Raw genomic sequence first — 24,451 nt, forward strand, 5'->3', positions numbered from 1 at the left:
ACCCTATGGATTTCAAGTTGCAGCCAGGCGCCCAGCTCACTCATCCCCAGGGGCTTACTCAAGTAAGTGGCTGGGGGAGTGAGTGCAGGAAACAACGCTGCAGCTTGAAAGACGACGGGTATAACAACAGGAATTTGATTTAGCTATGTCTCAAAATACCCTACCGGCAGCACCGAAACGCTCCCTTCTGGTCATACTGCTGGTGCTGATAACCCTCGTCGCCTGCGGCGCGGCCGGCTACAGCTGGTGGCAGCTCAAGCAGCACCAGGAGGGCGCGCAGCCCGTAGCCAAAGAACTCCCCCCGGCCGCACCGGTGTTTATGCCGCTGGACACCTTTACCGTCAATCTGCTGACGCCCGATAACAACCCGGATCGGGTGTTGTATATCGGCCTGACGTTACGCTTGCCGGATGAAAGTACCCGCCGCCAACTGAATGATTTCCTGCCGGAGGTGCGCAGCCGTCTGCTGATGCTGCTGTCTCGTCAGGAAGCGGGCCAGTTGAGCAGTGAACAAGGAAAGCAGCAACTGGTGGCGCAGATTAAGGACGTGCTTAGCCCGCCGCTGGTTAAGGGACAACCGAAGCAGGTGGTCAGCGACGTGCTGTTCACTGCCTTCATATTGCGGTAATCACTATGGGCGACAGCATTCTTTCACAGGCAGAGATCGACGCCTTGCTCAACGGCGACAGCGCGGGTGATGAACCCGAAGCGGTTGCCCTCAATGAGAGCGAGGTCAAGCCGTACGATCCGACCACCCAGCGCCGAGTGGTGCGCGAACGGCTGCACGCGCTGGAAATCATCAACGAACGTTTTGCCCGGCAGTTCCGCATGGGGTTATTCAACCTGCTGCGCCGCAGCCCGGACATTACCGTTGGCCCAATCAAGATCCAGCCGTACCACGAATTTGCTCGCAACCTGCCGGTGCCCACCAACCTGAACCTGGTGCACCTGAACCCGCTGCGCGGTACTGCGCTGTTCGTGTTCGCACCGAGCCTGGTGTTTATCGCCGTCGATAACCTGTTCGGGGGCGACGGTCGCTTTCCCACCAAAGTGGAAGGCCGCGAATTTACGCCAACCGAACAGCGGGTGATCAAGCGCATGCTGCGGCTGGCGCTGGACGCCTACGGCGACGCCTGGAGCGCAATTTACAAGATTGACGTGGAATACGTGCGCGCTGAAATGCAGGTGAAGTTCACCAACATCACCACGTCGCCAAACGACATCGTGGTCACCACCCCTTTCCAGGTGGAAATTGGCGCGCTGAGCGGTGAGTTCAACATCTGCATTCCGTTTGCAATGATCGAACCGCTGCGCGAACTGCTGACCAACCCACCGTTGGAGAATTCGCGGCAGGAAGACAGCCACTGGCGTGAAACGCTGGTGAAGCAGGTGCAGCATTCCGAGCTGGAGCTGATTGCCAACTTCGTCGATATCCCGATGCGCCTGTCGAAGATCCTGAAGTTGCAGCCGGGCGATGTATTACCGATTGATAAACCGGATCGCCTCATCGCCCACGTCGACGGCGTGCCGGTTTTGACCAGCCAATACGGCACGTTAAACGGGCAGTACGCCCTGCGTGTTGAACATTTGATTAACCCTATTTTGAATGCTCTGAGTGAGGAACAGCCCAAATGAGTGATCCTAAGCAACCGTCTGGCGAAGGAAAGGAATCCGTGGACGATCTGTGGGCTGATGCGTTTAACGAACAGCAAGCAACCGAAAAGACGTCTGCCAGCGATGCGGTGTTCAAATCGCTGGAGCCGCAGGATACCAGCGGCAGCCTGCAGGATATCGATCTGATCCTCGACATCCCGGTCAAATTGACCGTTGAACTGGGCCGCACCAAGATGACCATCAAGGAACTGCTGCGCCTGTCGCAGGGCTCTGTCGTGGCGTTGGACGGGCTGGCGGGTGAACCGCTGGATATTATGATCAACGGTTATCTGATTGCCCAGGGCGAAGTGGTGGTGGTGGCCGACAAATTCGGCGTGCGCATTACCGATATCATCACCCCTTCCGAGCGCATGCGCCGCCTGAGCCGCTGATGAACCCAAGCGCCGCCACGCCCACCGCGGGCACCTTGCAATCCACCGAGCCGGCACTGCCGGCCGGTTCAGTGCTGACGCAGGTCAGCAGCGCACTTGGCGGCATTTTGCTGCTGATCCTGCTGGCCGGCTGGCTGTTTCGTCGCCTGGGGTTTGCCCCGCAGGCACGCAACAGCAAACTGCTCAATCTGCGCGCCAGCTGTCAGGTTGGACAGCGCGAACGCGTGGTGGTGATCGAAGTGGATAACACCTTGCTGGTGTTGGGCGTCACCGCCCAGCAAATCACCCCGCTGCATAGCCTGCCCGTGCCGGTGCAGGACACCGACGCCGCCGAAGTGACCACGCCGGCGGATTTTCGCCAACTGATGCAAAAAGTTCTCAAACGTCCGGAAAAATCGGCATGAAATCCCTCGTTCAGTGTGTCGCCTTCTGTGGGCGAGGCAAAATACTTCTGCGCGTATTGGCAGCGACTTTACTGTTGCTCAGCCCCACCGCTTTCGCACAACTTCCCGGTCTGATCAGCCAGCCATTAGCCAACGGTGGCCAAAGCTGGTCGCTGCCGGTGCAAACCCTGGTGTTGCTGACTTCGCTCAGTTTCTTGCCGGCCATGCTGCTGATGATGACCAGCTTCACGCGCATCATCATCGTACTGGGTCTGCTGCGCAATGCCCTCGGCACCCCCTCTGCCCCACCCAACCAGGTGATGTTGGGCCTGGCGCTGTTCCTGACCTTTTTCATTATGTCGCCGGTGTTCGACAAGGTTTATCAGGACGCTTATCTGCCGTTCAGCCAGGACAAAATCAGCCTGGACATCGCGCTGGATAAAGGTTCACAGCCGCTGCGCGAGTTTATGCTGCGCCAAACGCGTGAAACCGATCTGGCGCTGTATGCCAAGCTCGCCAACCAGCCGCCGCTGGCCGGGCCGGAAGCGGTGCCGATGCGCATCCTGCTGCCGGCCTACGTCACCAGCGAACTGAAAACCGCGTTCCAAATCGGCTTCACGGTGTTTATTCCGTTCCTGATTATCGATCTGGTGGTCGCCAGCGTGTTGATGGCGCTGGGGATGATGATGGTGCCACCGGCAACCATCTCGTTGCCCTTCAAGCTGATGCTGTTTGTTCTGGTGGACGGCTGGCAACTGCTGCTGGGTTCGCTGGCGCAAAGTTTTTATTCGTAATTCGCGGCATACCCGCCGCCACAGAGGGATCCATAATGACACCAGAATCGGTTATGGCGCTGGGCACCGAGGCGATGAAGGTGGCGTTGGCCCTGGCCGCGCCGCTGTTGCTCGCCGCGTTGGTCAGCGGCCTGGTGGTCAGCCTGCTGCAGGCCGCGACCCAGATCAACGAAATGACGCTGTCGTTCATTCCCAAAATCCTGGCGGTGGTCGCGACCATCGTGATTGCCGGACCGTGGATGCTGAACCTGCTGCTGGACTATATGCGCACGCTGTTCACTAACCTGCCCAACCTGATTGGTTAACCATGCTCACATTTGACAGCGCGCAGTTCGGCGTCTGGCTCAGCCAATATTTCTGGCCGCTGCTGCGCATTTTGGCGCTGATCAGCACCGCGCCGGTATTCAGCGAAAAGCAGATCAGCAAGAAGGTGAAAATTGGCCTCGGCGGGCTGATCGTGATACTGATTGCCCCCGGGCTGCCCACCAGCACCGTGCCTATTTTCTCTGCGGCCGGTTTGTGGCTGGCGGCCCAGCAAATCCTGATCGGTGTCGCGCTGGGCCTGACCATGCAGTTCGCCTTCGCGGCGATACGGCTGGCCGGCGAAGTGATCGGCATGCAGATGGGTTTGTCGTTCGCCACCTTCTTCGATCCCAGCGGCGGGCCGAACATGCCAGTGTTGGCACGGCTGCTCAACCTGCTGGCGATGCTGCTGTTTCTCAGCTTCAACGGCCATCTGTGGCTGATTTCTCTGTTGGTGGACAGCTTCCATACCCTGCCGATCCAGGCCGAGCCGCTTAACGGCAATGGCTTTCTCGCCTTGACCCAGGCCGGTTCGCTGATTTTCATCAACGGCATGATGCTGGCACTGCCGCTGATCTGCCTGTTGCTGACGCTGAACATGGCGCTCGGCCTGCTTAACCGCATGACACCGCAGCTGTCGGTGTTCGTCATCGGTTTCCCGGTGACCATGACCATTGGCATTATGACCATCGGCATGATGATGCCGATGCTGGCGCCGTTTTGTGAGCACCTGTTTGGCGAGTTCTTCGATCGCCTGGCCGATGTCGTCGGCAGCATGACCCCCTAGCATTACCCTCACAGTGCGGCTTAACGGCCGCCTGACGCCGGATAAAGTGGCAACAAATTCCCTTTCTCAGTATAAAAAATTGGAAAAAGCAAATTATCACTATTTGCCTTCAATTACTCTTATTGGCTTGAATAATAAAATACCCACCCTAGAATGTCCTTATTAAATAAAAACATCAAAAAAATAAATTCAATAAATAAGGAGTGGGACACACTGTAAAAAACAGAGACGTGATAATAAAAGCATCCATTTAATGCTCGTTATAATTTAAAAAACATCACCGGCATGCCCGGCGAAGCTGGCACATTTATTTTCTACGGACTTATTACTTACCCTACAAAAGGAATATAAAAATGAAAGCTAAAACCAACCGAAGAGCACGCAGGGCCTTAGGCCTGGCACACTGGGCCACCAACCGTTCTCAGATTGCCTTGTCACCCAATGGTGAAAAATGGCTGGTGGTAAAAAAGAAAAAATAACCACGGGGGTTATCCCAAAAAAATATAATTTGCGCTCTTATCTCTGCACTCCCCCTTGAATATTCTAACGCTTCCCGCCGTTAAATTCAGGCAGATATAAGTGCACATAATTTCGGGTAGCCGAAAAAAAGGCACGTCACGCCAAACCTGTGTGGGGGAAGCGTGACGTGCCAAACAAGTGCGCCCGGTTTCAAGAATTCCCTACCGCTGCTACGCAGCAATAACGTCTTCTAAGCACACCCAAAGAGATTGCCCGCCGTGACTGCACGGCAGGCTAAGAGCTATTTATTACCCGGTACTATGGATTTCGATGCCCCACCCCAGCTAGCGTAGGGGCGCGGCATGCTGCGCCCGTATCAACCATACTGGAGTGGATCTATCGGCCCCGCACAGCAAAGGGGATTAGCGATTCAACTGGAACAGCGACATCCCCTGCATATCCCCGAAGGTTTTGTATGACGCCTGCAAGGCCGCCTGCTGCATGAAATAGCTGGAAATCGACTCGGCCAGATCGGCATCAACCAGCGCGCTCATTTGCGTTTTGTTGATCATGTCGCGGTCCTTGCCGATACTGTCCAGCGTATCCATTTCCTGCAGTTGGCTGCCCAGCTCCGCGCGCACGCTAAGCACTCTGTTATAAGAGTTGTCCAGGCCGCGGTTGGCTTTGGCCAGCGCATCGTTCACCTGCTGCTTGGTGGCATCATCCGCATCCTTCTGCGGTGTTTTCAACGCCTTCAGCGCGATATCAATGCTTTCAAACACGTTAGCGACGGAGGCGCTGCCATCCGGTTCCGGCTTCGGGTTGCTGGTCAATGCCATGAAGACCTTATCGCCGGTATGGCCAATGGTCATGGTGCGGTTGGCATCCACTTTCTGCTCGACCGGCGTGTTGCCGCCGACATAGCTGACCGATCCGCCCTTGTCTTCAAAGGGAGGCTTGTCGTTCACAAAACCGCCAAACATATAGCGGCCGTTGCCGTCGGTGCTGTTGGCCTGGTTGAGCAACTGATCTTTCAGCCCCTGCAGCTGGGTCGCCAGCGAATCGCGGTCGTCGTCGCTTTTGGTGCCGCCGGCGCTGACGATCAGCGCTTTCATATCGGAGATGGTGCTGGTCACCCCGGCCAGCACGGTCTCTTCCATCGACACGCTTTGACGGGCAAAGGTCCGCGCCAAGGCATATTGGGTGTTTTCCGACTGTGATTGAGCCAGCATCACCGCCTGCGAAGCCGCCAGAGGATCGTCGGACGGATTGCTGACTTTTTTGCCGGTGGAAAGCTGCTCGGCGGCTTTCATAAACAGCGACTGATTGCCGGTAATGCCGGACATGTTCTGTTGGTACATCATGCTGGTGGACATGCGCATGGTGCGGGTTCCTCAAAATCAGCGACCGGAACCGCCAGGGCTCCGGTCAAAGTGGAAATCAACGGATATTCAGCAGTGCGTCAAACATTGAGCTGGCGGTTTGAATGACCTGTGCATTGGCCATGTAATATTGCTGAAAACGCAGCAATTCACCGTACTCTTCGTCCAGGTTGACGCCGGAGATCGACTGCTGCTGAATGGTCAGCTGCTTGACGATATTGGCCTGAGAAGTCGCCGAAACCTTGGCCGATGCCGTCTGGTTACCAACGCTGCTCACCATGCTGGCGTAAGCGCCGCTGAAGGTGGCTTTGCCGTCGACCAATTTTTTGGTCTGCAGATCGAGCAGCTTTTTGGCGTTTTCGTTATCGCCGCGGCCGCTGTCGTCTTTGCCGGCGGCGGCGATGTTCGCCGAGTCGGTAATCGCGACTTTCAAACTGCCCGCCACGTCGCTGACCGGCTTCACGGTAAAGCTGTCGTTCTTTTGTGCCGTGCCGTCGATGTCGACCTTCAGGCCGTCAAAGCTCAGCGTCGGTTTGCCGGTGGTGGCATCGACGCCCGCCGTGGCGTTGACCTTCACGTTGTCCGGCAGACGGCTGACCTGCCAGTTGCTGCCGTCGAACTCCACCCGGTAATCGTTGGCCTTCACCTTGCTGGTATCGGTGTAGGACACCGACAGCGCCGCATCGCCGGCATTGCGGCTGTTATCCACCACGCGCCCACCACCGAAGCTGAAGAAATCGGTGCCTGCGTCGCCGTTGAGATCGAACCCGGCACGGTGCTGCTGGTTAAAGCTGTCCGCCATCGCCAGCGCCAATTGCCCCAACTGGTTGCGTGCGCTATCCAGCGATTCGCTGCGGAACTTCAGTACGCCGCTAACGCTGCCGCTGGTAATTTGCCCTTCCGGCACTTCGCTGACGCCGTTGCCGCGGTTATAGCCGATGGTCAGGCGAGAAGGATCGCCGCTGGAAGGCACTGCCTCCACCTGGTAGGCATTGCTCCCCTGCACCAGCGTCAGGCCGTTGGCGAAAGACACGGTATAAGCGTCGCCGTCTTGCTGCATCACCTGCACGCCCACCACCTGGTTTAACTCAGTCACCAGTTGGTCGCGCTGATCGAGCAAGGCATTCGGCTCACCGCCGCTGCCGCGCAGGCGGGTAATTTCATCGTTCAGTTTGGCGATTTGCTGGCTGTAGCTGTTGATCTGGTTAGCGCTGTCGCTGAGCTGTTGGTTAACGCCGCTGTCCATATCGCGCAGGTATTTGTCAGTGTTATTGAACTGATTGACCAACCCATTGGCCTTGCCCAGCACCGTTTGGCGCGCGGCGTCATCGCCGGCGTTGCTGACCAGGTTCTCCAGGTTGCTGAAGAAATCCTGCATATTGGTCGACAAGGTATTGGTTTTGCTCGCCAGCAGGTTATCGATCTGCGAGATTTTCTCGAAGTAGGCGTTCTGTGCCCCGGCCTGGCTCTGTGCTCCGCGCAACTGATTGGTGATGAACTGGTTGTACTCGCGGTTAACGCTGGTCACGGTGACCCCGTTGCCAATGAAGCCACTCATGGTACTCATACCGCCGTTCTGCGCCAGGATCGCAGTCTGTCGGTTATAGCCCGCCACGTTGTAGTTAGAGATGTTGTTACTGACGGTGCTGAGCGCCACCTGAGCCGCATTCAGCCCGCTCATCGCGGTATTGATTAAGCTGTTGGACATAGAAGTTCCTTTTGCTGCGGCGCCGGTGGCCCACAGGAGTCAATTAATCTGCTGAGCCGTTCACTCAGCCTGTCTTGGTTATCGGCAAAAACGGGGGAAACTTGAGGGAAAAATCCGGGTCCAGCATGCTGGACCCCTACATTTAAATACGGCCTATTGCGTAGGGGCGCTGCATGCTGCGTCCAGTGGCTAAAAAAGATCCTTCAGGTCGTGGGTATACGCCTTCACCACCTGCTCGCCGGCGTTTTTCATCTGCTGTATCACGCTGACCAACTTGCTGGCATATTGCGGATCGGTGGCATAACCGGCCTGTTGCAGCGCCTGCGCCGCCTGCTCCGGGCTGCGGGCGTTGGCCACCCCGGCGTAGCGTGGGTTATTAGTCAACAGCTTGACGTAGTCGGCCATCGCCTCGACGTAAGAACCGTAAACCCGGAACTTCGCCTTGATCTTCTTCGCCGCGCCCTGCTCGAACTCGGTGGTGGTGATCTCGGTCACCGGCCCGTCCCAGCTGCCGCCCGCCTTGATGCCAAACAGGTTGTAGCTCGGCGAACCGTCGGCGGCCGGGATCTCACGCTGACCCCAGCCGGACTCCAGCGCGGCCTGTGCCACAATCAGCTGATGCGGAATGCCGCTCTGCTGGCTGACGACGCGCGCAGGAGTAGACAGCCGGGCAACAAAGTTGCCGTTGTTGAGCGGCAGCGGGGCAGCGCTCGGCGCTTTCGGCACCGCGCGGCGGAGAGTCTGCTCCAGCGCCTGATTCGGCAGCGTTCGCAACACCTCATCGTCCAGCGCCATCGGCGACGTGCCCGCCGTTTCGCTCGGCACCGCGTTGGCGTTGCTCATCTGCTTCACCATCATGTCGGCCAGCCCCAGGCCTTTCTGCGACATCTGCTGGGCAATTTGCTGGTCATACATTGAGGTGTAGAGCCGAGACTGATCGCTGCTCAAGATCCCATCCTGCGGCAGCGCGGCACGCATGCTTTTCAGCATCATCTGCACGAACATGCCTTCAACCTGCTGCGCCACCTGTTTCAGGTTGCCCTGCGGATCGCTCGCCGCATCGCGTTTCAGTCCATTAAGCGCCTGCGCGTCATAGGCGGCGCCCGACATTGCCATCAGATCGCCGGCCATCAGATAATTTCCAGCTTGGCGCGCAGACAGCCGGCGCTTTGCATCGCCTGCAGGATAGACATCAGATCGATCGGCGTTGCCCCCAACGCGTTAAGCGCGCGGATCACGTTGTTCAGATTGGCGCTGGCGTTGACCTTCTGCAGCGAGCCGCCCTGCTGTTGCACCGAAATCTGGGTGTTCGGCGTCACCACCGTTTGCCCGCCGCCAAACGGGGTATTTGGCTGGCTGACGGTATTTTGCCGATCGACCACCACCGACAGGTTGCCTTGCGCCACCGCGCAGGAATCCAGGATCACGTCGCGGTTCATTACTACCGAACCGGTGCGTGAGTTGATGATCACCTTGGCGTCGATCGCCCCGACGCTGACATTAATGTTCTGGATCTCCGCCAGGAAGCGCACCTGCGAACTGTTGCCCTGTGGCACCAGCACCTGAATGGTACGGGCGTCCAACGGTGAAGCCGTGCCACCGCCGCGTTGACGGTTGATGGCGTCGCTGATCTGTTGTGCCAGCGTAAAGTCTTCATCGTTGAGCTGCAGGTTAATCACTCCGCCGGCCCCAAAGGTGGTCGGCAGCTCGCGCTCAATGGTGGCGCCGTTGCTGATGCGCCCACCGGCCAGTTGGTTAACCTGTACGCTGCTGCCACCGGCCGAAGCGCCGGCTCCGCCGACCAGCACGTTGCCCTGCGCCAGCGCGTAAACCTGATTATCTACCCCTTTCAGCGGCGTCATCAGCAAAGTGCCACCACGCAGGCTCTTGGCGTTACCCATGGAGGACACCACCACGTCGATATTCTGCCCGGTGCGCGAAAACGGCGGCAGCTTGGCGGTGACCATGACCGCCGCCACGTTTTTCAACTGCATGTTGGTGCCCGGTGGCACGGTGATACCCAACTGCGACAGCATGTTGCTCAGGCTCTGGGTGGTGAACGGGGTCTGCATGGTCTGGTCACCGGAACCGTCCAGCCCCACCACCAGTCCGTAACCGATCAGCGCGTTATCGCGTACGCCCTGCACCGTGACCAGATCGCGAATGCGCTCCGCCGCGGCCGGCAGGCTCAGCGCACAAATCACCAGCGCCATTAGAAATTTCTTTAACATTGGAACCTCATTCGCCTTACCCACAAGGCGTTATTGTCGCAGGCAGTTTGGGGGCGGGCGGCGCACAGGGAATGGAGCGTACACGCAGTACGTGACTGCCCCGAGCACTGCCCAACCTCAAAATGGCAAGAAAAATAGCCTGTACTCAAAACGGTGAGACATTTAAGAAGAAGCGCTGTAACCACCCCATGGTCTGCGCTTCGTTGATATAGCCGTTACCGACATATTCAATGCGCGCATCCGCCACCTGGGTGGAGGTAACCGAGTTGCTGCCACTGATGGTGCGCGGGTTGACGACCCCGGAGAAACGGATAAATTCGGTGCCCTGATTAATGGCGATCTGTTTTTCCCCCACCACGTGCAGGTTTCCGTTCACCAGCACCTGATTGACCGTCACGGTAATGGTGCCGTTAAAGGTGTTGTTGGCGTTGGCCCCGCCCTTGCCACCGAAGGTGCTGTCACCGGAGATATCCATGTCGGCACGCGCATTGCCTAGCAAGCCATCGAGGTAGCGTGGCGAGGTGGCCACGCCGAACTTGCTGGCCCCGTTGCGGCTGGCGTTGGCAGAGGAGCTTTTGCTGGCGCTGACGTTTTCCTGCAGCACGATCGTCAGGGTATCGCCGACGTTGCGCGGACGACGGTCTTCAAACAGCGGCTGATAACCGTAGTTCATCGGCTGCACCGTCTGGAAAATGGAACCGTTCGGCACGGGCGCGCCCGCCGGCGCCGGCTGTGCCGTGGTAGCCCCGTCAACCAGGGGTTTATGTGGAATGTAAGCGCAGCCGCTCAGCGTCAGCATCACCATTGCCGCCAGCCAGCGTTTTCCTTGCGGCGGATTTTCCATCAGAGTTGTGGTTACCACGGGTATCGCCTTTGTTTCACAAAATAGGGTTACGGGCGCTGCAGCACCCGTGAATGTGTTGACAAAGTGGGGAAAAAGCGTGGTTTTTCCCCACTTTGTGGTTATTAGCCGAAAATCAATAATTTGATTTTCCTTCATTTTTTGTTAGCAAATCCTGACCTTCCAACCCTGTTTTAAGATTGGTTAACGACCTTGCGGGCGCAGCGGCGCCCGTCAATTACAGTTGCGTCAGCTTTTGCAGCATCTGATCGGACGTCGATACCGCTTTGCTGTTGATTTCGTAAGCACGTTGGGTCTGGATCATGTTGACCAGCTCTTCCGCCACGTTGACGTTGGAGGTTTCCACATAGCCCTGATACAGCAGACCGGCACCGTTTAGCCCAGGCGTGCTCTCGTTCGGCGCGCCGGAACTCTCGGTTTCCTGGTACAGGTTCTCGCCCATGCTTTCCAGGCCGCTGTCATTGATAAAGGTGGTCAGCGTCAGTTGGCCCACCTGCTGGGCGGCGGTCTGCCCCTGCAGGGTGGCGCTGACGATGCCGTCGCGGCCTACGGTGATGCTCAGGGCATTGGCCGGAATGGTGATCGCCGGTTGTACCTGGAAGCCGCTGGCGGTCACCAGTTGGCCGTTCTGATCTCTCTGGAACGAGCCGTCGCGGGTATAGGCCAGGGTGCCGTCCGGCATCATCACCTGGAAAAAGCCCTGCCCCTTGATGGCGATGTCCTTGCTGTTGTTGGTCTGCGACAGGTTGCCCTGGCTGTGCAGACGCTCGGTCGCCACCGGCCGCACGCCGGTACCGATCTGCAGTCCGGACGGCAGCGTCGTCTGCTCGGAGGACTGCGCCCCCGGCTGACGCATGGTCTGGTACAGCAGATCTTCGAACACTGCACGCTGGCGTTTAAAACCGTTAGTGCTGACGTTGGCCAGGTTGTTGGCGATCACGTCCATATTGGTCTGCTGCGCATCCAGACCGGTTTTGGCAATCCATAAAGATGGGATCATGGGTTATTTCCTTGCTAATTAACTCATTGATAACAATGAATTGGCGCGCTGTTCATTTTCATCCACGCTGTGGATGACCTTCATTTGCATTTCAAAACGGCGGGCGTTGGCAATCATGTCGACCATGGTTTCCATCGGTTTGACGTTGCTGCCTTCCAGCACGCCCGGCATCACCTGCACCAGCGGATCGTTCGGCAACTGATTGCCGCGCTGCCGTTGGGTTTCCGGCGTCAGGCGGAACAACCCGTCATCGCCACGCATCACTTCGCGCGCGTCGGCCTTCACCAGTTTCAGCCTGCCGATCTGTGCAATGCTGTTCGGCGGATCGCCCGCATTCAGCGCCGAGATGGTCCCGTCGGCGGCAATGGTGATCTCTGCCGACGGGGGTACCTCAATCGGTCCGCCGTCGCCCATCAGCGGCACGCCCTGCACCGTCAACTGCCCGGTGGAGGAGATCTGGATGTTACCGTTACGGGTGTAGGCTTCGCCGCCGTCCGGCAGGCTGACGGCCAGAAAGCCGTCCTGCTGCAGCGCCACGTCCAGCGGGCGGGCGGTGTAATTCAGCGCCCCCTGGCTCATGTCCGCGCCCGGCGTTGACGCGGTAACCAGCGTTCGCGTCGGCAAGCTTGGCCCATCCACCGGCACGGCACGCAGCGCCGACAGCTGGGCGCGAAAGCCCGGCGTCGATGCGTTGGCCAGATTATTGGCGGTGACAGACTGTTGCTCCAGCGTCTGTCGCGCTGCGCCCATCGCGGTATAAATCGCGTGATCCATAAATCAGTCCTATTAGCGCAGGCTAACCAGCGTTTGCAGAATCGAGTCCTGCGTTTTGATGGTTTGGGCGTTCGACTGGTAGTTACGTTGTGCGACGATCATGTTCACCAGTTCCTGGCTCAGATCGACGTTGGAGGCTTCCAGCGCGCCGCTGGTCAGTTTGCCCAAACCGCCGTTGCCCGCCAGACCTACGCGTGGCTGACCGGATGCGCCGGTTTCCTGCCAAACGTTATCGCCCTGAGAAGACAGGCCTTCCGGGTTGGAGAAGTTGGCCATGACGATCTGACCCAGCACCTGAGTCTGCTGGTTGGAGTAGATGCCCATCACCGTGCCGTCGTTGTTGATCTGGAAGTTGGTGTATTCGCCTGCGCCATAGCCATCCTGCGACACTTTGCTGACGGAGTCGGCGCTGACGCTCTGCTGCATGCTCTTGGCGAAATTCAGGGTGAAGTTCTGTGCCGGCGCGCCATCTTTGGCTTCCATCGGGATCAGCATGCTGAATTCGCCGGCGGTGCCTTGTTTGCTGGTGGTGCTGGCCAGATTGCCGCTGGTGTCGAACGTCATGGTACCGGCATCTACCGGAGCAGCCGTTCCATCCTGGGTATAAACCTGCCACTTGTTCTCGTCGGTTTTTACAAAGTAGGCGTTGATGTTGTGCGCGTTACCTAACGAGTCATAAGTGGTGATGGTGTTGACGTAGTTGTAAGAATCCTTCTTGGCGGGATCGAAGGTGTGGTTATCCGGAACCTTATGCGTGGATTTAAGGTTGGCGACCATGTTGCCGGAGGTTGATGCCTTGGCGTTCATCATGCCTTCCGGAATGCTCAGCGGCACCGGGTTCGCGCCCTGTTGAATGGTCGGCGGCGTACCGGCAGCCGGGTAGCCGGTCAGTTGCAGGCCCTGCATGTTGGTCAGGTTACGGTTTTCATCCAGTTTGAACTGGCCGTTACGGCTGTAGAAAATGCCGCCGTCTTGATCCTGCAGACGGAAGAAACCGTTGCCGGAAATCGCCACGTCCAGCGCACGGCTGGTGCCGGTGGTGGTGCCGCCTTTAAAGTTCTGGGTGATCCCCGCCACCTTAACGCCCAGGCCAACCTGTGAACCGGCGAACATGTCAGCAAAGGAAACGCTGCCTGATTTAAAACCGGAAGTGGCGGAGTTAGCGATGTTGTTACCGATCACGTCCAGATTGGTTGCTGCCGCGTTTAAGCCGCTTACTGCCTGAGAAAAGGCCATGTCATTCTCCGAATAGTGGTCAGGCTATCGTCCGATAACGCCTGATAGTGTTTTGAGATACCCAATAGCTTTCATGTTGCAGTTAGGCGGCAAGCGCAGGAGTCCCCAGGAGCTTACTCACGTAAGTGACTGGGGTGAGTGCGCACAGCCAACAACGCTGCAGCCTGAAGGATGAAGGGTATTGGGTTAAAGGATCTGCCGGACATCCTCCAGCGTGGCGCTGCCCGCCAGGCCCAGATCCAGCTTCGCGCCGTTCGCGTCGCGGATGACGCCGTTGACCATGCCAAAATGCAGATTGCGCGCCACCAGCTGTTCGCCGTTGGCTTTGGCGTTGATCGTAAAGCTGTAGGCACCGTCCGGTGCGGTGGTGCCGTCCGTCATCGATCCGTCCCAACTGAACGAATGCACGCCAGCGGTCAGGCCGCCGAGATCAATGGTGCGTACCGCTTTGCCGGTGGCGTCGGTAATGGTGGCGGTCACCGAGTCGGCCGCACGCTCCAGTTCCAGACCAAACGGCGTGGTGCTGACCTTGCCGTCTTTGCTGCCGGCCAGAATATTGCTGCCCGGGACCATCACGCCGTGGCCGATCAAAGCGGTAGCCTGCAGCGATTGATTGCTGTTGATCTGCCCGGAGATCGACCCCAGCGTGGTGTTGAGTTTCTCGATGCCCTGAACGGTATTGATCTGCGCCAATTGGCTGGTCAGTTCATTGTTCTGCATCGGGTTGGTCGGATCCTGATTCTTCAACTGCGCCACCAGCAGCGTCAGGAAGCTGTTGCTCAGATCCTGGCTGGTGTTATTTTTTGCGTTGGCACCGATGACGCTGTTATCCAGCGATTCAGTGGTGGTTGCGGCAATCGCCATGGCAAGCTCCGGTTATTGACCCAGCGTCAGGGTTTTCATCATCATCGACTTGGTGGTGTTGAGCACCTCGACGTTGGCCTGATAGCTGCGGGAGGCGGAAATGGTGTTGACCATCTCACCCACCACATCCACGTTAGGCATGCGCACATAGCCCTTGCCGTCTGCCAGCGGATTACCCGGTTGGTAAACCAGACGCTCCGGCGCCGGGTCGTCAACCACCTGCGCTACGCGTACGCCGCCGGTAGGTTGTCCGGCCGCGGCGGCAACTTCAAACACCACCTGCTTGGCGCGGTAGGGTTGGCCATCCGGCCCGGTGACGCTGTCGGCATTGGCCATGTTGCTGGCGCTGACGTTCATGCGTTGCGACTGGGCAGACAGCGCCGAGCCGGAGATATCAAAAATATTCAGTAGCGACATGCGCCTTATCCTTGTTGTAACACTGACATCATCCCTTTGATCTGACCGTTGATCAGCGTCAGGTCGGTCTGATACTTCAGGCTGTTATCGGCGAAGTTGGTGCGTTCGCGATCCATGTCAACCGTGTTGCCGTCCATGGAGGGCTGATCCGGCACGCGGAACAGCAAGTCGAGCTGTGGCGGCTGCATGTTCTGCGCCGGAATATGGCGCGATGACGTCATGTTCAGCGCAATGCCGCTGCCGCTGGCGCGCCCTTGCTCCAGCACCTTGTTCAGTTGGCCGGCGAAATCGATATCCCGCGCCTGATAACCCGGGGTGTCTGCGTTGGCGATGTTGGCGGCCAGAATTTCCTGCCGCTGGGCGCGCAGGTTCAGCGCCTCTTGACCAAAGCGCAGAGCAGCGTCCAGTTTGTCGATCATGCTCCCTCCGCGAGGTTAGAATTTGGAGCCGACAGCATAAACGTCCCTTCCGCCAGCCTATCGTGGGAATAAGGGCAAAATGCGTCGCTATTTATCTGCTTAGCCTGCGCGCACTCCGGGTACACTTACGTGCACCCTGAGGCTTTTTGAGGAAGAAGCGGAGATGAAAGCGAAAATGCTGTTGTTGGCAGCCCTGCTGTGCAGCCTGAACGCACGGGCCGAAGATCTGGCGGCGCAGATCGATCGCTTCATCAGCAGCCAGTTCAGCGGCAGTCCGGTGCAGGTTAAAGTGCTGGTGCGCACGCCCGCCACCCAATGGCCACAGTGCGAATTCCCGCAGCTCTCTTTGCCACAGAATGCGCGGCGTTGGGGTAATATCAGCGTTTCGGCACGCTGCGGCCAGGAACGGCGCTTTATCCAGACCCAGGTTCAGGTGATCGGCCAATATCTGGTGTCGGCCCGCGGCATCAGCGCCGGCAGCAAGCTGACGGCGGCGGACATCAGGTTCAAAAGTGGCCGGCTCGACACCTTGCCACCGCGCACGCTAAGCGAAACCGGCAAAGCACTGGGGGCTGTCAGCCTGCGCAATATCAGTCCCGGTCAGCCGCTGACCTTCGCCATGCTGCGTCGCGCCTGGGTTATCAAGGCCGGTCAGGCGGTGCAGGTGACCGCGCAGGGAAGTGGATTTAACATCAGCGGTACGGGCAAAGCCATGAACAATGCCGCCGCCGAAGACAATGTCCGTGTGCGTATGGCTTCCGGACAAATCGTCAGCGGCATAGCCAGTGATGACGGTACGATCCGTATTGGGTTATAAAAAGGTAAAGGTTTATCAAAACTTGCCGATAAGAAAATCATAAGCAGACTTTTATTGGCCGCCAGGGCCACAAAAATATCAGCCATTGCCTTCGCGGCGATGGCATCGATGGAGATTGACCATGAGTATCGATCGCACCCAGCGGCTGCAACCCGTTCCAACGGTGCAACCTCGTGAAACCGCGACTGAAAGCCCACTTCAGCCACGCAAAGCTGCCCAGACGGAAAGCACCGTCAGCGGCACCCAGGTAAAATTGAGCGACGCGCAAGCGCGCCTGATGCAGCCGGGTACGCAAGATATTGATATGAATCGGGTGGACGCCATCAAGCAGGCGATCCGCAACGGCGAACTGAAAATGGATGCCGGGAAAATTGCCGATGCGCTACTGAAAGACGCGCAAAGCGATGCCCTGTGGATGGCTAACGGCCAGCAAACGCCGGAGGCTTAACCCTCGGGTTAAACACCAAGGAATTCTTTGACAGGTGGTTATTCGTAATGGAAAGTCTGGCGCAACTGATTGATAAGCTGTTGGAAACCCTGAATGCGCTGAGTACGGTGCTGACGGAAGAACATCATCTGCTCTGTTCGGGACAATTACCGGGCGTGGCGCTGCAACGCGCTACCGATGCCAAGAGCCAGTTGCTGGCCACGGTAAACTATCTGGAGCAGCAGCGGCTGAACCTGGAGCGCGCACAGGGGCAACAGGCACCCTATTCCGCGCACCCGCGCCTGGCGGACGGCTGGCAACGAGTACAAACGCTCAGCCAGCAGCTGCGGGAAAAAAACCAGCATAACGGCATGCTGCTCAATCAACAGATCGATCACAACGCTCAGGCGTTGGCGATCCTGAGCAAGCAAAACAAATCGCTCTACGGCCCGGATGGCCAGTCGCGCAATGCCAGCCTGCTGGGGCGAAAAATCGGCGTTTAATCAAAGAATGATTGTTGATACACCTGAGCGGGCTCAACCGGTGGATGATAAGACCCCAGGGCTATTTGACGAACGGCAGGTCCGAGTACCTTGTGGTATAGCTGGGGGACAGCATTTCGCGTTTCATCGCCCAGCTTTTTTGGATCCCCTGCCCGGCAAACCACACAGTGCCCCGACCGGACTGATTAAGCCGATCAAGGGTCTGCATTAACTCACTGCTGTTAGGCCTGGGCTGGTGTTCATCAAACAAATTAAGCTGCGCCACCCCCTGGCTAAAAAAATCACTCAGCATCACACCGGCTTTCATATAGCGAAAATCGTCTTTCCAGATACGGTCAAGCGCGCTGACTGCAACGCGAATAATGTCACGCGTATCGTTGGAAGGGATCGCCAGGCGCCCGCTGGCCTGAGGGCCGTAAAATGTTTCATTTTCGGCATGGGGACTGGTTCGCATAAAGACGCTGATCACACAGCAGAACTGCTTCTCTGCCCTGAGCTTTTCGGCTGCGCGTTCCGCATAGGTACAAATGGCCTGGCGCATATCTTGATAAGCCGTGATGCGGTGACCAAATGAGCGGCTACAGATGATCTGCTGTTTGGTGGGCGCAAACTCATCCAATGCCAAACAGGATTCGCCGCGCAATTCACGAACCGTACGTTCGAGTACCACATTAAAGTGTTTACGGATCACCCAGGTTGAACAGTCAGCAAGCTGTAGCGCCGTTTCGATCCCCATAAAGCTGAGCTTCTTGCCGATGCGGCGGCCCACGCCCCACACCTCGTCCACCGGCACTAACGCCAGCAGTTTTCGCAGACGCTCAGGATCGGACAACTCAACAACGCCCCCCGTTTGACGCCACTTCTTTGCCGCAAAATTGGCGATCTTCGCCAGTGTCTTGGTTTGCGCGATCCCCACGCCAACGGTTAACCCGGTATTCTTTAACACCCGATCGCGCATTTGATGGCCAAAGGTGCTCAGCGGAAGGCTGCTACTCAGGCCAGACACATCGATAAAAGCTTCATCGATGGAGTATATCTCTACGACAGGGGCCATCTCGATTAGCGTCAGCATCACCCGATGGCTGAGATCGGCATAAAGCGTATAATTCGAGCTGAAAACGCTGACCTGCTGGTGCCGTAATTGCTCTTTGATTTTGAAGTAAGGCGCCCCCATTTTGATGCCCAGCGCTTTGGCTTCCGCCGAAAGTGAAATAACGCATCCGTCATTGTTTGAAACGACGACGATCGGTTTGCCCTTAAGATCTGGCCGAAAAACAGTCTCGCAGGACGTGTAGAAGCTGTTGACGTCAACAAGTGCGAACATGTCGGTTTGATTTCAAGGTAAATGTCACAACGCCAAAGATTTCCAGCTCTTCTTCGGCCTGGAAAACGATCGGAGAATAATCCGTATTATGAGGCACCAGCTGAATACGTGGATGGGTTTGCAGCTCCTTCACGGTAAATTCGCCGGCCACTGCCGCTATGACGATGTCGCCATGAACGGCGGTCAAGGAACGATCAACCACCAGTAAGTCACCGTGGCTGATACCTGCGCCGATCATCGAATCACCACTGACCCGGACAAAGTACGTCGCACTGGGGTGTTTCACCACCAGCTTATTCAGGTCGAGACTGTCTTCGACATAGTCCTGAGCCGGACTGGGAAAACCGCAGGAGACTCGCTCCATAAAGAGGGGAAGTAATAAACCGGGAGTGAGCTGACTGGGGTGAATAAACTGCATAATGGCGGATCCGAATAACTGTATTTATATACAGTATCCATGATCGGCCGCAACGATCAAGCGGCGTATAATAAAATTCCTGAAAGCAGTTGAAGCATCAGGAAATTTAAATTGGCCTACCTGCCCCGTGGCTAAACACGCTTTGGGGCAACGGAATAAAACCAGGTCGAAGGCAACGGCCTGAGGAGCCTGGCTTGTGTCGTTTTAGTTTTACTCGTAATTCACAATCACCTGATTGCTGATCACGCGCAGCGGCGGATTCAGGCTGCCGCGCGCCTGCACGTAATAAACAAAACGCAGTTCGGCGTTCGCCGGTTCCCCTTTCAGCCCGGTGCTGCTGCCGCTGCCGCCGCCCAACACAATGCAGCGCGTCAGGGTGCAAAGCTGCGCCTGCATGCCCGCCGGCTCATCGGCCAGCAGCCGGTAACGCCAGCTTACGCTGGTGATGCGGGCATTGGCGTCCGGCAACGCATTGGGGGCGCGTAACCCCGGCGATTCCCCCCGCTCACCACCATATTCCAGCGTGGCGCCGACGCTGTCGGCTACCCAAGAACCGGATGCTGCCTGCACGCTCAACGGCGCTAACAGGCAAATTAACGCCAGACGGTGTTTCATTATGCGGCCCCAATGGTGGAGGTCATGCGGATTTGGCGGTCGTCATTGATCTCCAGATTCGACAACACCACCATCTGCGGCAGGCTGCGACGCAGGAAACGCGCCAGCAAGGCCCGCAGTGCGTGATTCACTAACAGTACCGGCGGCGCGCTGAGCATTTCCTGCCGCTGCAACGCCTGTTTGGCCTGATCCAATAAACGATCCGCCAGGCCCGGTTCCAAACCGCCGCCGCCCTGCAGCGCTTGCAGTAACAGACGCTCGAGCTGGGTATCCAGGCCAATCACCTGAATTTCACCGTTGCCCGGGAACCACTGTTGGGTGATCGCCCTTCCCAGCGCCACGCGCACCACGGTGGTCAGCTCATAAGGGTCGGTTTGTGATGGGGCATGCTCCGCCAGCGTTTCAATAATGGTGCGCATATCGCGGATGGAAACCCGTTCCGCCAGCAGGTTCTGCAACACCTTGTGCAGCGTGGTCAGGCTTACCACGCCCGGCACGAAATCTTCGGTCAGCTTCGGCATGTCCTGTGCGACGCGATCCAGTAATTGCTGCGCTTCCTGTCGGCCAAACAGCTCACTGGCAAACTGGCCAATCAAATGATTAAGGTGCGTCGCGACCACCGTGCTGGCTTCCACTACGGTGAAGCCCTGGATCTGCGCCTGCTCGCGCAGCGCGCTGTCAATCCATACCGCTTCCAGCCCAAACGCCGGATCGGTGGTTTTATCCCCCGCCAACTCGCCCACCGCATTGCCTGGGTTAATTGCCAGCCAGCGGCCCGGTTGCGCTTCGCCACTGCCGATTTCTACGCCCTTCATCAAAATACGGTAGCTGGCCGGCGGCAGTTCCAGGTTGTCGCGGATATGCACCACCGGTGGCAGATAGCCCATCTCCTGCGCGAATTTTTTACGGATGCCGCGGATACGGCCCAGCAATTCACCATTCTGTTGGAAATCCACCATCGGGATCAGCCGGTAACCGACCTCCATCCCCAACGGATCTTCCAGCTGCACGTCAGACCAACTGGCTTCCACCGCCTGCGGATTATCCTGCGTGACCGGCACTTCCTGCACTTTGGGCGCTTGCTGATCGCGCCCGCGCAGCCACCAGGCCAACCCTAACAGAGCGGCGGTAAACAGCAGAAATACCAGGTTCGGCATCCCCGGGACCAGCCCAAGCAGGCCGAGCACCGCGGCGCTGAGCAACATAACCCGCGGGTTGTTGAACAGTTGGCCAACCATCTGCTCGCCAACGTCCTGATCGGTCGCCACGCGAGTCACGATCACGCCGGCGGCGGTCGAAATCACCAACGCCGGGATCTGCGCCACCAGGCCGTCACCGATGGTCAGCAAGGTGTAAGTTTCCGCCGCCGTGCCCAGTTCCATTCCGTGCTGGAGCACGCCGACCAACAGACCACCGACCACGTTTAGCATCATGATCATCAGACCGGCGACCGCATCGCCACGGACAAACTTACTGGCACCGTCCATCGAACCGTAGAAGTCCGCTTCCTGCGTGACCTCAGAGCGACGTTTTTTCGCCTCTTCTTCACCGATCAAACCGGCGTTGAGATCGGCATCGATCGCCATCTGCTTGCCCGGCATGCCGTCCAGCACAAAGCGTGCGCCCACTTCGGCAATACGCCCGGCACCCTTGGTGATAACCATAAAGTTGATCAGCACCAAAATGATAAACACCACGATACCGATGGCGAAGTTACCGCCCACCAGGAAGTGACCGAAGGCCTCTACCACGCGGCCTGCGGCGGCAGACCCGGTATGCCCTTCCATCAGGATGATGCGCGTCGAAGCTACGTTGAGCGACAGGCGCAGCAAGGTTGAGAACAGCAAAATGGTGGGGAATGCGGCAAATTCAAGCGTACGCTGGGTAAACATCGCTACCAGCAACACCATGATCGACAAAGCAATATTGAAGGTGAACAGCAGATCGAGGATAAATGCCGGCAACGGCAGCACCATCATCGACAGGATCATCAGGATCAGTATCGGGCCGGCCAGCACCTGCCACTGCGTATCTTTAAAACTGCCCGGCAAACGAAGCAAGGCGGCCAAATTAGCCATTTGTATTACTTTCTCCAGCAAAATCCAGTGCTTCCGGCACCGGTAAACGTTCAGGTTTTTTCGGGATCAGCCCCCCTTCGCGCCGCCAGCGTCGCAGCTGGTAAACCCAGGCCAATACTTCGGCCACGGCGGCATACAGGGTGGCGGGAATGTGTTGTCCAATCTCGCTGTGTCGATATAGAGCACGTGCCAACGGCGGTGCTTCGAGCATGGGAATACGGTGTTCCGCCCCCAGTTCACGAATACGCAGCGCAATTTCACCGGCCCCTTTGGCCAGCACCTTCGGCGCACTCATGTTTTTATCGTTGTACTGCAGCGCGACGGCGTAATGCGTCGGGTTGGTCACAATGACGTCGGCCTTGGGGACGTCGGCCATCATTCGCCGCCGTGCAACGGCACGCTGTTGCTGTCGGATACGCCCTTTAACGTGCGGGTCACCCTCCTGCTCCTTGAACTCGTCGCGGATGTCCTGCTTGGTCATCTTCAGCTTTTTGAAGTGGCTCCACAGTTGGTAAAACACGTCAAACGCCACCATCGGCGTCAGCCCGAGTACCACCAGCAGGCCGCAAAAGATGATCATTCGCAGCGCGTTACCCAGCGCATCGAGCGGCTGTTGCGTCACCAGATGCAGCATCGCCGCCCAGTTGTGCCACAGGTATAAACCGGTGATCCACCCTACCAGCGTCGCCTTCAGGATGCCCTTCAACAGCTCCGCCAGCACCTGGCTGGAAAAGATGCGTTTCAGCCCGGACAGCGGGTTCATGCGCTTGAGATCGAACTTGAGCGATTTACCGCTCAGCAGCAGGCCGCCCAGCAGCATCGGCGCCGTCAGCGCGACCAGCGCCAACCCGGCCATGATCGGCAACAGCGCCCATACCGCCTGGCGTAACAACATCGCCAACTGGCGCAGCATCTGCTTGTCGTTACTGACCATGCCGTGGTCGAAATTCAGACCCTGGGTCAGCATGGCCGCCAACTGTTGCGCCATGTTGCCGCCGGAAACCCAGATGATCGACAAGCCTGCCACCAGCATCAGCACCGACGTCAGCTCGCGGGAACGCGGGATCTGGCCATCTTCACGCGCCTTCTCCACCCTATGGGGCGTGGGGGCCTCGCTCTTTTCCAGATCGCTGTCTTCAGCCACGGGGCGGTTCCTGTGCCGGAGGGAATAAAATTGCGGTCAGCATGCCAAAAAAATGCTGATTTCATTGGTGGAACAACGGGAGAAAAGGACGGTTATTTGCGGGATGGGGAAGATTGGGGATGCAGGAGCAGTGCTGCCTGTCTGGGGCGCAACAAAATGCGCCCCAGGAGCTATCAGAAACCCAGGCTGTCCAGAAGATCGTCCACCTGCGCCTGATTGGCGATAACGCCGGCGCCATTCTGGTCGAGCTGCGGGCCATTGAGCAGGCTGTCGTTCGGTTTTTTCTCTTTCGCCGGTTGCTCAGGAATATTTTCCATCAGCACCATCAGCAGCTGCTTTTCAATCTCCTGCACCACGTCCATCATGCGTTTGATCACCTGGCCGGTCAGATCCTGGAAATCCTGCGCCATCATGATTTCCAGCAGTTGGGCATTGGTGAACGCCGTATGTTCCGGCACCTGATCCAGGTACTGACGGGTATCGGTAACCAATTCACGGGCGTCGTCCAACTCGATCGGGTTGGCGAACCACTCGTCCCAACGGCCTTTCAATCCTTTGGCTTCGGACTCCAGCTGTGCCTGGCGCGGCTGCGCCGCTTCCACACAGTTCAACGCCCGTTCCGCCGCCTGCGCCGTCATGGTGACCACGTAATCAAGACGATCGCGTGCATCCGGGATTGCCTCTGCCGCCTGGGCGATCGCCTGATCGAGCCCCAGTTCGCGCATGCTGTCGCGCAGCATCCGCGTCAGTTGGCCAATGCGCGAGATGATCTCCCCCGCGGTTGCCGCATCGCTGGCAGGCATTGGAATGTCTCTCATCGCCCTCTCTCCTTACATGCCCAGTTTTTCAAAAATCTTATTGAGCTTTTCTTCCAGCGTCGCCGCCGTAAAAGGTTTCACCACGTAACCGCTGGCACCGGCCTGCGCCGCCGCGATAATGTTTTCTTTCTTGGCTTCCGCCGTCACCATCAGCACTGGCATCGCCGCCAATGCGCCATCGGCACGAATGGTTTGCAACAGTTCCAGGCCGTCCATATTCGGCATGTTCCAGTCGGACACCACGAAATCGAAGCCGCCGGCACGCAGTTTGTTCAGCGCATCCGCACCGTCCTCGGCCTCTTCTACGTTGTTGAATCCCAACTCTTTCAGCAAGTTTCTGACGATGCGACGCATAGTGGAAAAGTCATCCACCACCAGAAATCTGAGACTCTTATCTGCCATATATACTCCCAAGGTTTACCTAATCCAAACAACAGCCAGCCTCACGGCAGCTGTTCGCTATAACCCCCTATATACCCTATGAATTTCGAGTTGCAGCCAGGCGACCAGCTCGCTCATCCTCAGGAACTTACTCAAGTAAGTGACTGGGGTGAGCGACAAATCTGTCGGGAACAGATTTGAACGCTGCTTGCAGCGGCCCTGAAAGGGCAAGGACCATGGATGGGCCTTGTAAGCAGGTAAC

29 protein-coding genes are annotated in these 24,451 nt (G+C 57.7%); 11 read left to right on the forward strand and 18 right to left on the reverse strand.

Translation table 11 applies throughout. The features are described from left to right. Nucleotides 1–145 precede the first annotated feature (145 nt). The 8 genes from fliL to sra all read left to right on the forward strand — a co-directional run bounded on the left by fliL (nucleotide 146) and on the right by sra (nucleotide 4,791). Nucleotides 146–628, forward strand: a complete 483-nt coding sequence (gene fliL / locus H0S68_RS14690) for a flagellar basal body-associated protein FliL (protein ID WP_020827504.1) — start codon at nucleotides 146–148, stop codon at nucleotides 626–628. A 5-nt stretch (nucleotides 629–633) separates the two neighbouring features. After that, entirely contained in the window at nucleotides 634–1,635 is a 1,002-nt protein-coding gene (gene fliM, locus H0S68_RS14695; protein WP_020827505.1) for a flagellar motor switch protein FliM, read from the forward strand. Beyond that, complete coding sequence (gene fliN, locus H0S68_RS14700; RefSeq protein WP_020827506.1) at nucleotides 1,632–2,045, forward strand: flagellar motor switch protein FliN; 414 nt, start codon at nucleotides 1,632–1,634, stop codon at nucleotides 2,043–2,045. The genes fliM and fliN overlap by 4 nt, the downstream gene beginning before the upstream one ends. After that, nucleotides 2,045–2,449, forward strand: coding sequence for a flagellar biosynthetic protein FliO (fliO, locus tag H0S68_RS14705; protein WP_410528802.1), 405 nt, complete (start codon nucleotides 2,045–2,047; stop codon nucleotides 2,447–2,449). Before fliN ends, fliO begins: the two co-directional genes overlap by 1 nt. After that, nucleotides 2,446–3,222 carry a flagellar type III secretion system pore protein FliP gene (gene fliP, locus H0S68_RS14710; RefSeq protein WP_115058587.1) on the forward strand — a complete coding sequence of 259 codons (777 nt, stop codon included), beginning with the start codon at nucleotides 2,446–2,448 and terminating at the stop codon, nucleotides 3,220–3,222. Before fliO ends, fliP begins: the two co-directional genes overlap by 4 nt. A gap of 35 nt (nucleotides 3,223–3,257) precedes the next feature. After that, nucleotides 3,258–3,527: a flagellar biosynthesis protein FliQ gene (gene fliQ / locus H0S68_RS14715; RefSeq protein ID WP_041414697.1), complete on the forward strand. Its 270-nt coding sequence runs from the start codon at nucleotides 3,258–3,260 to the stop codon at nucleotides 3,525–3,527. Between the two features lie 2 nt (nucleotides 3,528–3,529). Continuing rightward, nucleotides 3,530–4,312 (forward strand): flagellar biosynthetic protein FliR, encoded by a 783-nt coding sequence (gene fliR, locus H0S68_RS14720; RefSeq protein ID WP_020827510.1) that lies wholly within the window; start codon nucleotides 3,530–3,532, stop codon nucleotides 4,310–4,312. 353 nt (nucleotides 4,313–4,665) lie between these two features. Next, complete coding sequence (gene sra / locus H0S68_RS14725; protein ID WP_185959389.1) at nucleotides 4,666–4,791, forward strand: stationary-phase-induced ribosome-associated protein; 126 nt, start codon at nucleotides 4,666–4,668, stop codon at nucleotides 4,789–4,791. Nucleotides 4,792–5,193: 402 nt separating this feature from the next. On the opposite strand, the gene flgL is transcribed toward sra, so the two are convergent. The 11 genes from flgL to flgB all read right to left on the reverse strand — a co-directional run bounded on the left by flgL (nucleotide 5,194) and on the right by flgB (nucleotide 15,664). Continuing rightward, nucleotides 5,194–6,153, reverse strand: coding sequence for a flagellar hook-associated protein FlgL (gene flgL / locus H0S68_RS14730; protein ID WP_122079702.1), 960 nt, complete (start codon nucleotides 6,151–6,153; stop codon nucleotides 5,194–5,196). Nucleotides 6,154–6,211: 58 nt separating this feature from the next. Further along, nucleotides 6,212–7,861: a flagellar hook-associated protein FlgK gene (gene flgK / locus H0S68_RS14735; RefSeq protein WP_115058585.1), complete on the reverse strand. Its 1,650-nt coding sequence runs from the start codon at nucleotides 7,859–7,861 to the stop codon at nucleotides 6,212–6,214. A gap of 189 nt (nucleotides 7,862–8,050) precedes the next feature. Further along, the gene (gene flgJ, locus H0S68_RS14740; protein WP_410528803.1) at nucleotides 8,051–8,992 is read right to left on the reverse strand and encodes a flagellar assembly peptidoglycan hydrolase FlgJ; all 942 of its coding nucleotides are present in this window, start codon (nucleotides 8,990–8,992) and stop codon (nucleotides 8,051–8,053) included. Then, nucleotides 8,992–10,092, reverse strand: coding sequence for a flagellar basal body P-ring protein FlgI (locus H0S68_RS14745; protein WP_041414699.1), 1,101 nt, complete (start codon nucleotides 10,090–10,092; stop codon nucleotides 8,992–8,994). The genes flgJ and H0S68_RS14745 overlap by 1 nt, the downstream gene beginning before the upstream one ends. 145 nt (nucleotides 10,093–10,237) lie before the next feature. After that, a complete protein-coding gene (gene flgH / locus H0S68_RS14750) occupies nucleotides 10,238–10,936 on the reverse strand; it encodes a flagellar basal body L-ring protein FlgH (protein ID WP_020827516.1) in 699 nt (232 codons plus the stop codon). Between the two features lie 235 nt (nucleotides 10,937–11,171). Beyond that, a complete protein-coding gene (gene flgG / locus H0S68_RS14755; RefSeq protein WP_020827517.1) occupies nucleotides 11,172–11,954 on the reverse strand; it encodes a flagellar basal-body rod protein FlgG in 783 nt (260 codons plus the stop codon). Between the two features lie 18 nt (nucleotides 11,955–11,972). Continuing rightward, nucleotides 11,973–12,728: a flagellar basal body rod protein FlgF gene (locus H0S68_RS14760; protein ID WP_020827518.1), complete on the reverse strand. Its 756-nt coding sequence runs from the start codon at nucleotides 12,726–12,728 to the stop codon at nucleotides 11,973–11,975. A gap of 12 nt (nucleotides 12,729–12,740) precedes the next feature. Then, on the reverse strand, nucleotides 12,741–13,964 hold the full coding sequence (flgE, locus tag H0S68_RS14765; RefSeq protein WP_020827519.1) for a flagellar hook protein FlgE: 1,224 nt from the start codon (nucleotides 13,962–13,964) through the stop codon (nucleotides 12,741–12,743). A gap of 186 nt (nucleotides 13,965–14,150) precedes the next feature. Further along, nucleotides 14,151–14,828 (reverse strand): flagellar hook assembly protein FlgD, encoded by a 678-nt coding sequence (flgD, locus tag H0S68_RS14770; protein WP_020827520.1) that lies wholly within the window; start codon nucleotides 14,826–14,828, stop codon nucleotides 14,151–14,153. Nucleotides 14,829–14,840: 12 nt separating this feature from the next. Continuing rightward, a complete protein-coding gene (flgC, locus tag H0S68_RS14775) occupies nucleotides 14,841–15,245 on the reverse strand; it encodes a flagellar basal body rod protein FlgC (RefSeq protein WP_020827521.1) in 405 nt (134 codons plus the stop codon). 5 nt (nucleotides 15,246–15,250) lie between these two features. After that, nucleotides 15,251–15,664, reverse strand: a complete 414-nt coding sequence (gene flgB, locus H0S68_RS14780; RefSeq protein WP_020827522.1) for a flagellar basal body rod protein FlgB — start codon at nucleotides 15,662–15,664, stop codon at nucleotides 15,251–15,253. 163 nt (nucleotides 15,665–15,827) lie between these two features. Between flgB and flgA the strand changes: the two genes are divergently transcribed. The 3 genes from flgA (at nucleotide 15,828) to H0S68_RS14795 (ending at nucleotide 17,411) form a co-directional block, all read left to right on the forward strand. Beyond that, nucleotides 15,828–16,481, forward strand: coding sequence for a flagellar basal body P-ring formation chaperone FlgA (gene flgA, locus H0S68_RS14785; RefSeq protein ID WP_129940780.1), 654 nt, complete (start codon nucleotides 15,828–15,830; stop codon nucleotides 16,479–16,481). 121 nt (nucleotides 16,482–16,602) lie between these two features. Then, complete coding sequence (gene flgM / locus H0S68_RS14790) at nucleotides 16,603–16,929, forward strand: flagellar biosynthesis anti-sigma factor FlgM (protein WP_048760265.1); 327 nt, start codon at nucleotides 16,603–16,605, stop codon at nucleotides 16,927–16,929. Between the two features lie 47 nt (nucleotides 16,930–16,976). Further along, complete coding sequence (locus tag H0S68_RS14795) at nucleotides 16,977–17,411, forward strand: flagella synthesis protein FlgN (protein ID WP_020827525.1); 435 nt, start codon at nucleotides 16,977–16,979, stop codon at nucleotides 17,409–17,411. Nucleotides 17,412–17,472: 61 nt separating this feature from the next. On the opposite strand, the gene umuC is transcribed toward H0S68_RS14795, so the two are convergent. The 7 genes from umuC to cheY all read right to left on the reverse strand — a co-directional run bounded on the left by umuC (nucleotide 17,473) and on the right by cheY (nucleotide 24,210). Next, nucleotides 17,473–18,735, reverse strand: coding sequence for a translesion error-prone DNA polymerase V subunit UmuC (umuC, locus tag H0S68_RS14800; RefSeq protein WP_020827526.1), 1,263 nt, complete (start codon nucleotides 18,733–18,735; stop codon nucleotides 17,473–17,475). Continuing rightward, a complete protein-coding gene (umuD, locus tag H0S68_RS14805) occupies nucleotides 18,719–19,153 on the reverse strand; it encodes a translesion error-prone DNA polymerase V autoproteolytic subunit (RefSeq protein WP_122079706.1) in 435 nt (144 codons plus the stop codon). Before umuD ends, umuC begins: the two co-directional genes overlap by 17 nt. A 210-nt stretch (nucleotides 19,154–19,363) precedes the next feature. Next, a complete protein-coding gene (locus tag H0S68_RS14810) occupies nucleotides 19,364–19,768 on the reverse strand; it encodes a flagellar protein FlhE (RefSeq protein ID WP_020827528.1) in 405 nt (134 codons plus the stop codon). Beyond that, complete coding sequence (gene flhA, locus H0S68_RS14815; RefSeq protein WP_020827529.1) at nucleotides 19,768–21,846, reverse strand: flagellar biosynthesis protein FlhA; 2,079 nt, start codon at nucleotides 21,844–21,846, stop codon at nucleotides 19,768–19,770. The genes H0S68_RS14810 and flhA overlap by 1 nt, the downstream gene beginning before the upstream one ends. After that, nucleotides 21,839–22,990 carry a flagellar biosynthesis protein FlhB gene (gene flhB, locus H0S68_RS14820; RefSeq protein ID WP_020827530.1) on the reverse strand — a complete coding sequence of 384 codons (1,152 nt, stop codon included), beginning with the start codon at nucleotides 22,988–22,990 and terminating at the stop codon, nucleotides 21,839–21,841. Before flhB ends, flhA begins: the two co-directional genes overlap by 8 nt. A gap of 173 nt (nucleotides 22,991–23,163) precedes the next feature. Further along, a complete protein-coding gene (cheZ, locus tag H0S68_RS14825) occupies nucleotides 23,164–23,808 on the reverse strand; it encodes a protein phosphatase CheZ (RefSeq protein ID WP_041414707.1) in 645 nt (214 codons plus the stop codon). Between the two features lie 12 nt (nucleotides 23,809–23,820). After that, a complete protein-coding gene (gene cheY, locus H0S68_RS14830; protein ID WP_020827532.1) occupies nucleotides 23,821–24,210 on the reverse strand; it encodes a chemotaxis response regulator CheY in 390 nt (129 codons plus the stop codon). Nucleotides 24,211–24,451: the final 241 nt, after the last annotated feature.

This window comes from Serratia sp. AXJ-M (assembly GCF_046531865.1).
GTDB classification, from domain to species: Bacteria; Pseudomonadota; Gammaproteobacteria; order Enterobacterales; family Enterobacteriaceae; genus Serratia; species Serratia liquefaciens.

Bases quoted from the DNA above. Each gene is read 5' to 3' on its own strand.
- cheY (WP_020827532.1), bottom strand. From the start codon at position 24,210: ATGGCAGATAAGAGTCTCAGATTTCTGGTGGTGGATGACTTTTCCACT.
- flgK (WP_115058585.1), bottom strand. From the start codon at position 7,861: ATGTCCAACAGCTTAATCAATACCGCGATGAGCGGGCTGAATGCGGCT.
- flgL (WP_122079702.1), bottom strand. From the start codon at position 6,153: ATGCGCATGTCCACCAGCATGATGTACCAACAGAACATGTCCGGCATT.
- H0S68_RS14810 (WP_020827528.1), bottom strand. From the start codon at position 19,768: ATGAAACACCGTCTGGCGTTAATTTGCCTGTTAGCGCCGTTGAGCGTG.
- flhA (WP_020827529.1), bottom strand. From the start codon at position 21,846: ATGGCTAATTTGGCCGCCTTGCTTCGTTTGCCGGGCAGTTTTAAAGAT.
- flgG (WP_020827517.1), bottom strand. From the start codon at position 11,954: ATGATCCCATCTTTATGGATTGCCAAAACCGGTCTGGATGCGCAGCAG.
- fliN (WP_020827506.1), top strand. From the start codon at position 1,632: ATGAGTGATCCTAAGCAACCGTCTGGCGAAGGAAAGGAATCCGTGGAC.
- cheZ (WP_041414707.1), bottom strand. From the start codon at position 23,808: ATGAGAGACATTCCAATGCCTGCCAGCGATGCGGCAACCGCGGGGGAG.
- umuC (WP_020827526.1), bottom strand. From the start codon at position 18,735: ATGTTCGCACTTGTTGACGTCAACAGCTTCTACACGTCCTGCGAGACT.
- H0S68_RS14795 (WP_020827525.1), top strand. From the start codon at position 16,977: ATGGAAAGTCTGGCGCAACTGATTGATAAGCTGTTGGAAACCCTGAAT.
- flgH (WP_020827516.1), bottom strand. From the start codon at position 10,936: ATGGAAAATCCGCCGCAAGGAAAACGCTGGCTGGCGGCAATGGTGATG.
- flgJ (WP_410528803.1), bottom strand. From the start codon at position 8,992: ATGGCCGGCGATCTGATGGCAATGTCGGGCGCCGCCTATGACGCGCAG.
- fliO (WP_410528802.1), top strand. From the start codon at position 2,045: ATGAACCCAAGCGCCGCCACGCCCACCGCGGGCACCTTGCAATCCACC.
- fliM (WP_020827505.1), top strand. From the start codon at position 634: ATGGGCGACAGCATTCTTTCACAGGCAGAGATCGACGCCTTGCTCAAC.
- H0S68_RS14745 (WP_041414699.1), bottom strand. From the start codon at position 10,092: ATGTTAAAGAAATTTCTAATGGCGCTGGTGATTTGTGCGCTGAGCCTG.
- flgC (WP_020827521.1), bottom strand. From the start codon at position 15,245: ATGTCGCTACTGAATATTTTTGATATCTCCGGCTCGGCGCTGTCTGCC.
- flgB (WP_020827522.1), bottom strand. From the start codon at position 15,664: ATGATCGACAAACTGGACGCTGCTCTGCGCTTTGGTCAAGAGGCGCTG.
- fliP (WP_115058587.1), top strand. From the start codon at position 2,446: ATGAAATCCCTCGTTCAGTGTGTCGCCTTCTGTGGGCGAGGCAAAATA.
- H0S68_RS14760 (WP_020827518.1), bottom strand. From the start codon at position 12,728: ATGGATCACGCGATTTATACCGCGATGGGCGCAGCGCGACAGACGCTG.
- sra (WP_185959389.1), top strand. From the start codon at position 4,666: ATGAAAGCTAAAACCAACCGAAGAGCACGCAGGGCCTTAGGCCTGGCA.
- flgE (WP_020827519.1), bottom strand. From the start codon at position 13,964: ATGGCCTTTTCTCAGGCAGTAAGCGGCTTAAACGCGGCAGCAACCAAT.
- flgA (WP_129940780.1), top strand. From the start codon at position 15,828: ATGAAAGCGAAAATGCTGTTGTTGGCAGCCCTGCTGTGCAGCCTGAAC.
- fliQ (WP_041414697.1), top strand. From the start codon at position 3,258: ATGACACCAGAATCGGTTATGGCGCTGGGCACCGAGGCGATGAAGGTG.
- flgD (WP_020827520.1), bottom strand. From the start codon at position 14,828: ATGGCGATTGCCGCAACCACCACTGAATCGCTGGATAACAGCGTCATC.
- fliL (WP_020827504.1), top strand. From the start codon at position 146: ATGTCTCAAAATACCCTACCGGCAGCACCGAAACGCTCCCTTCTGGTC.
- fliR (WP_020827510.1), top strand. From the start codon at position 3,530: ATGCTCACATTTGACAGCGCGCAGTTCGGCGTCTGGCTCAGCCAATAT.
- flgM (WP_048760265.1), top strand. From the start codon at position 16,603: ATGAGTATCGATCGCACCCAGCGGCTGCAACCCGTTCCAACGGTGCAA.
- umuD (WP_122079706.1), bottom strand. From the start codon at position 19,153: ATGCAGTTTATTCACCCCAGTCAGCTCACTCCCGGTTTATTACTTCCC.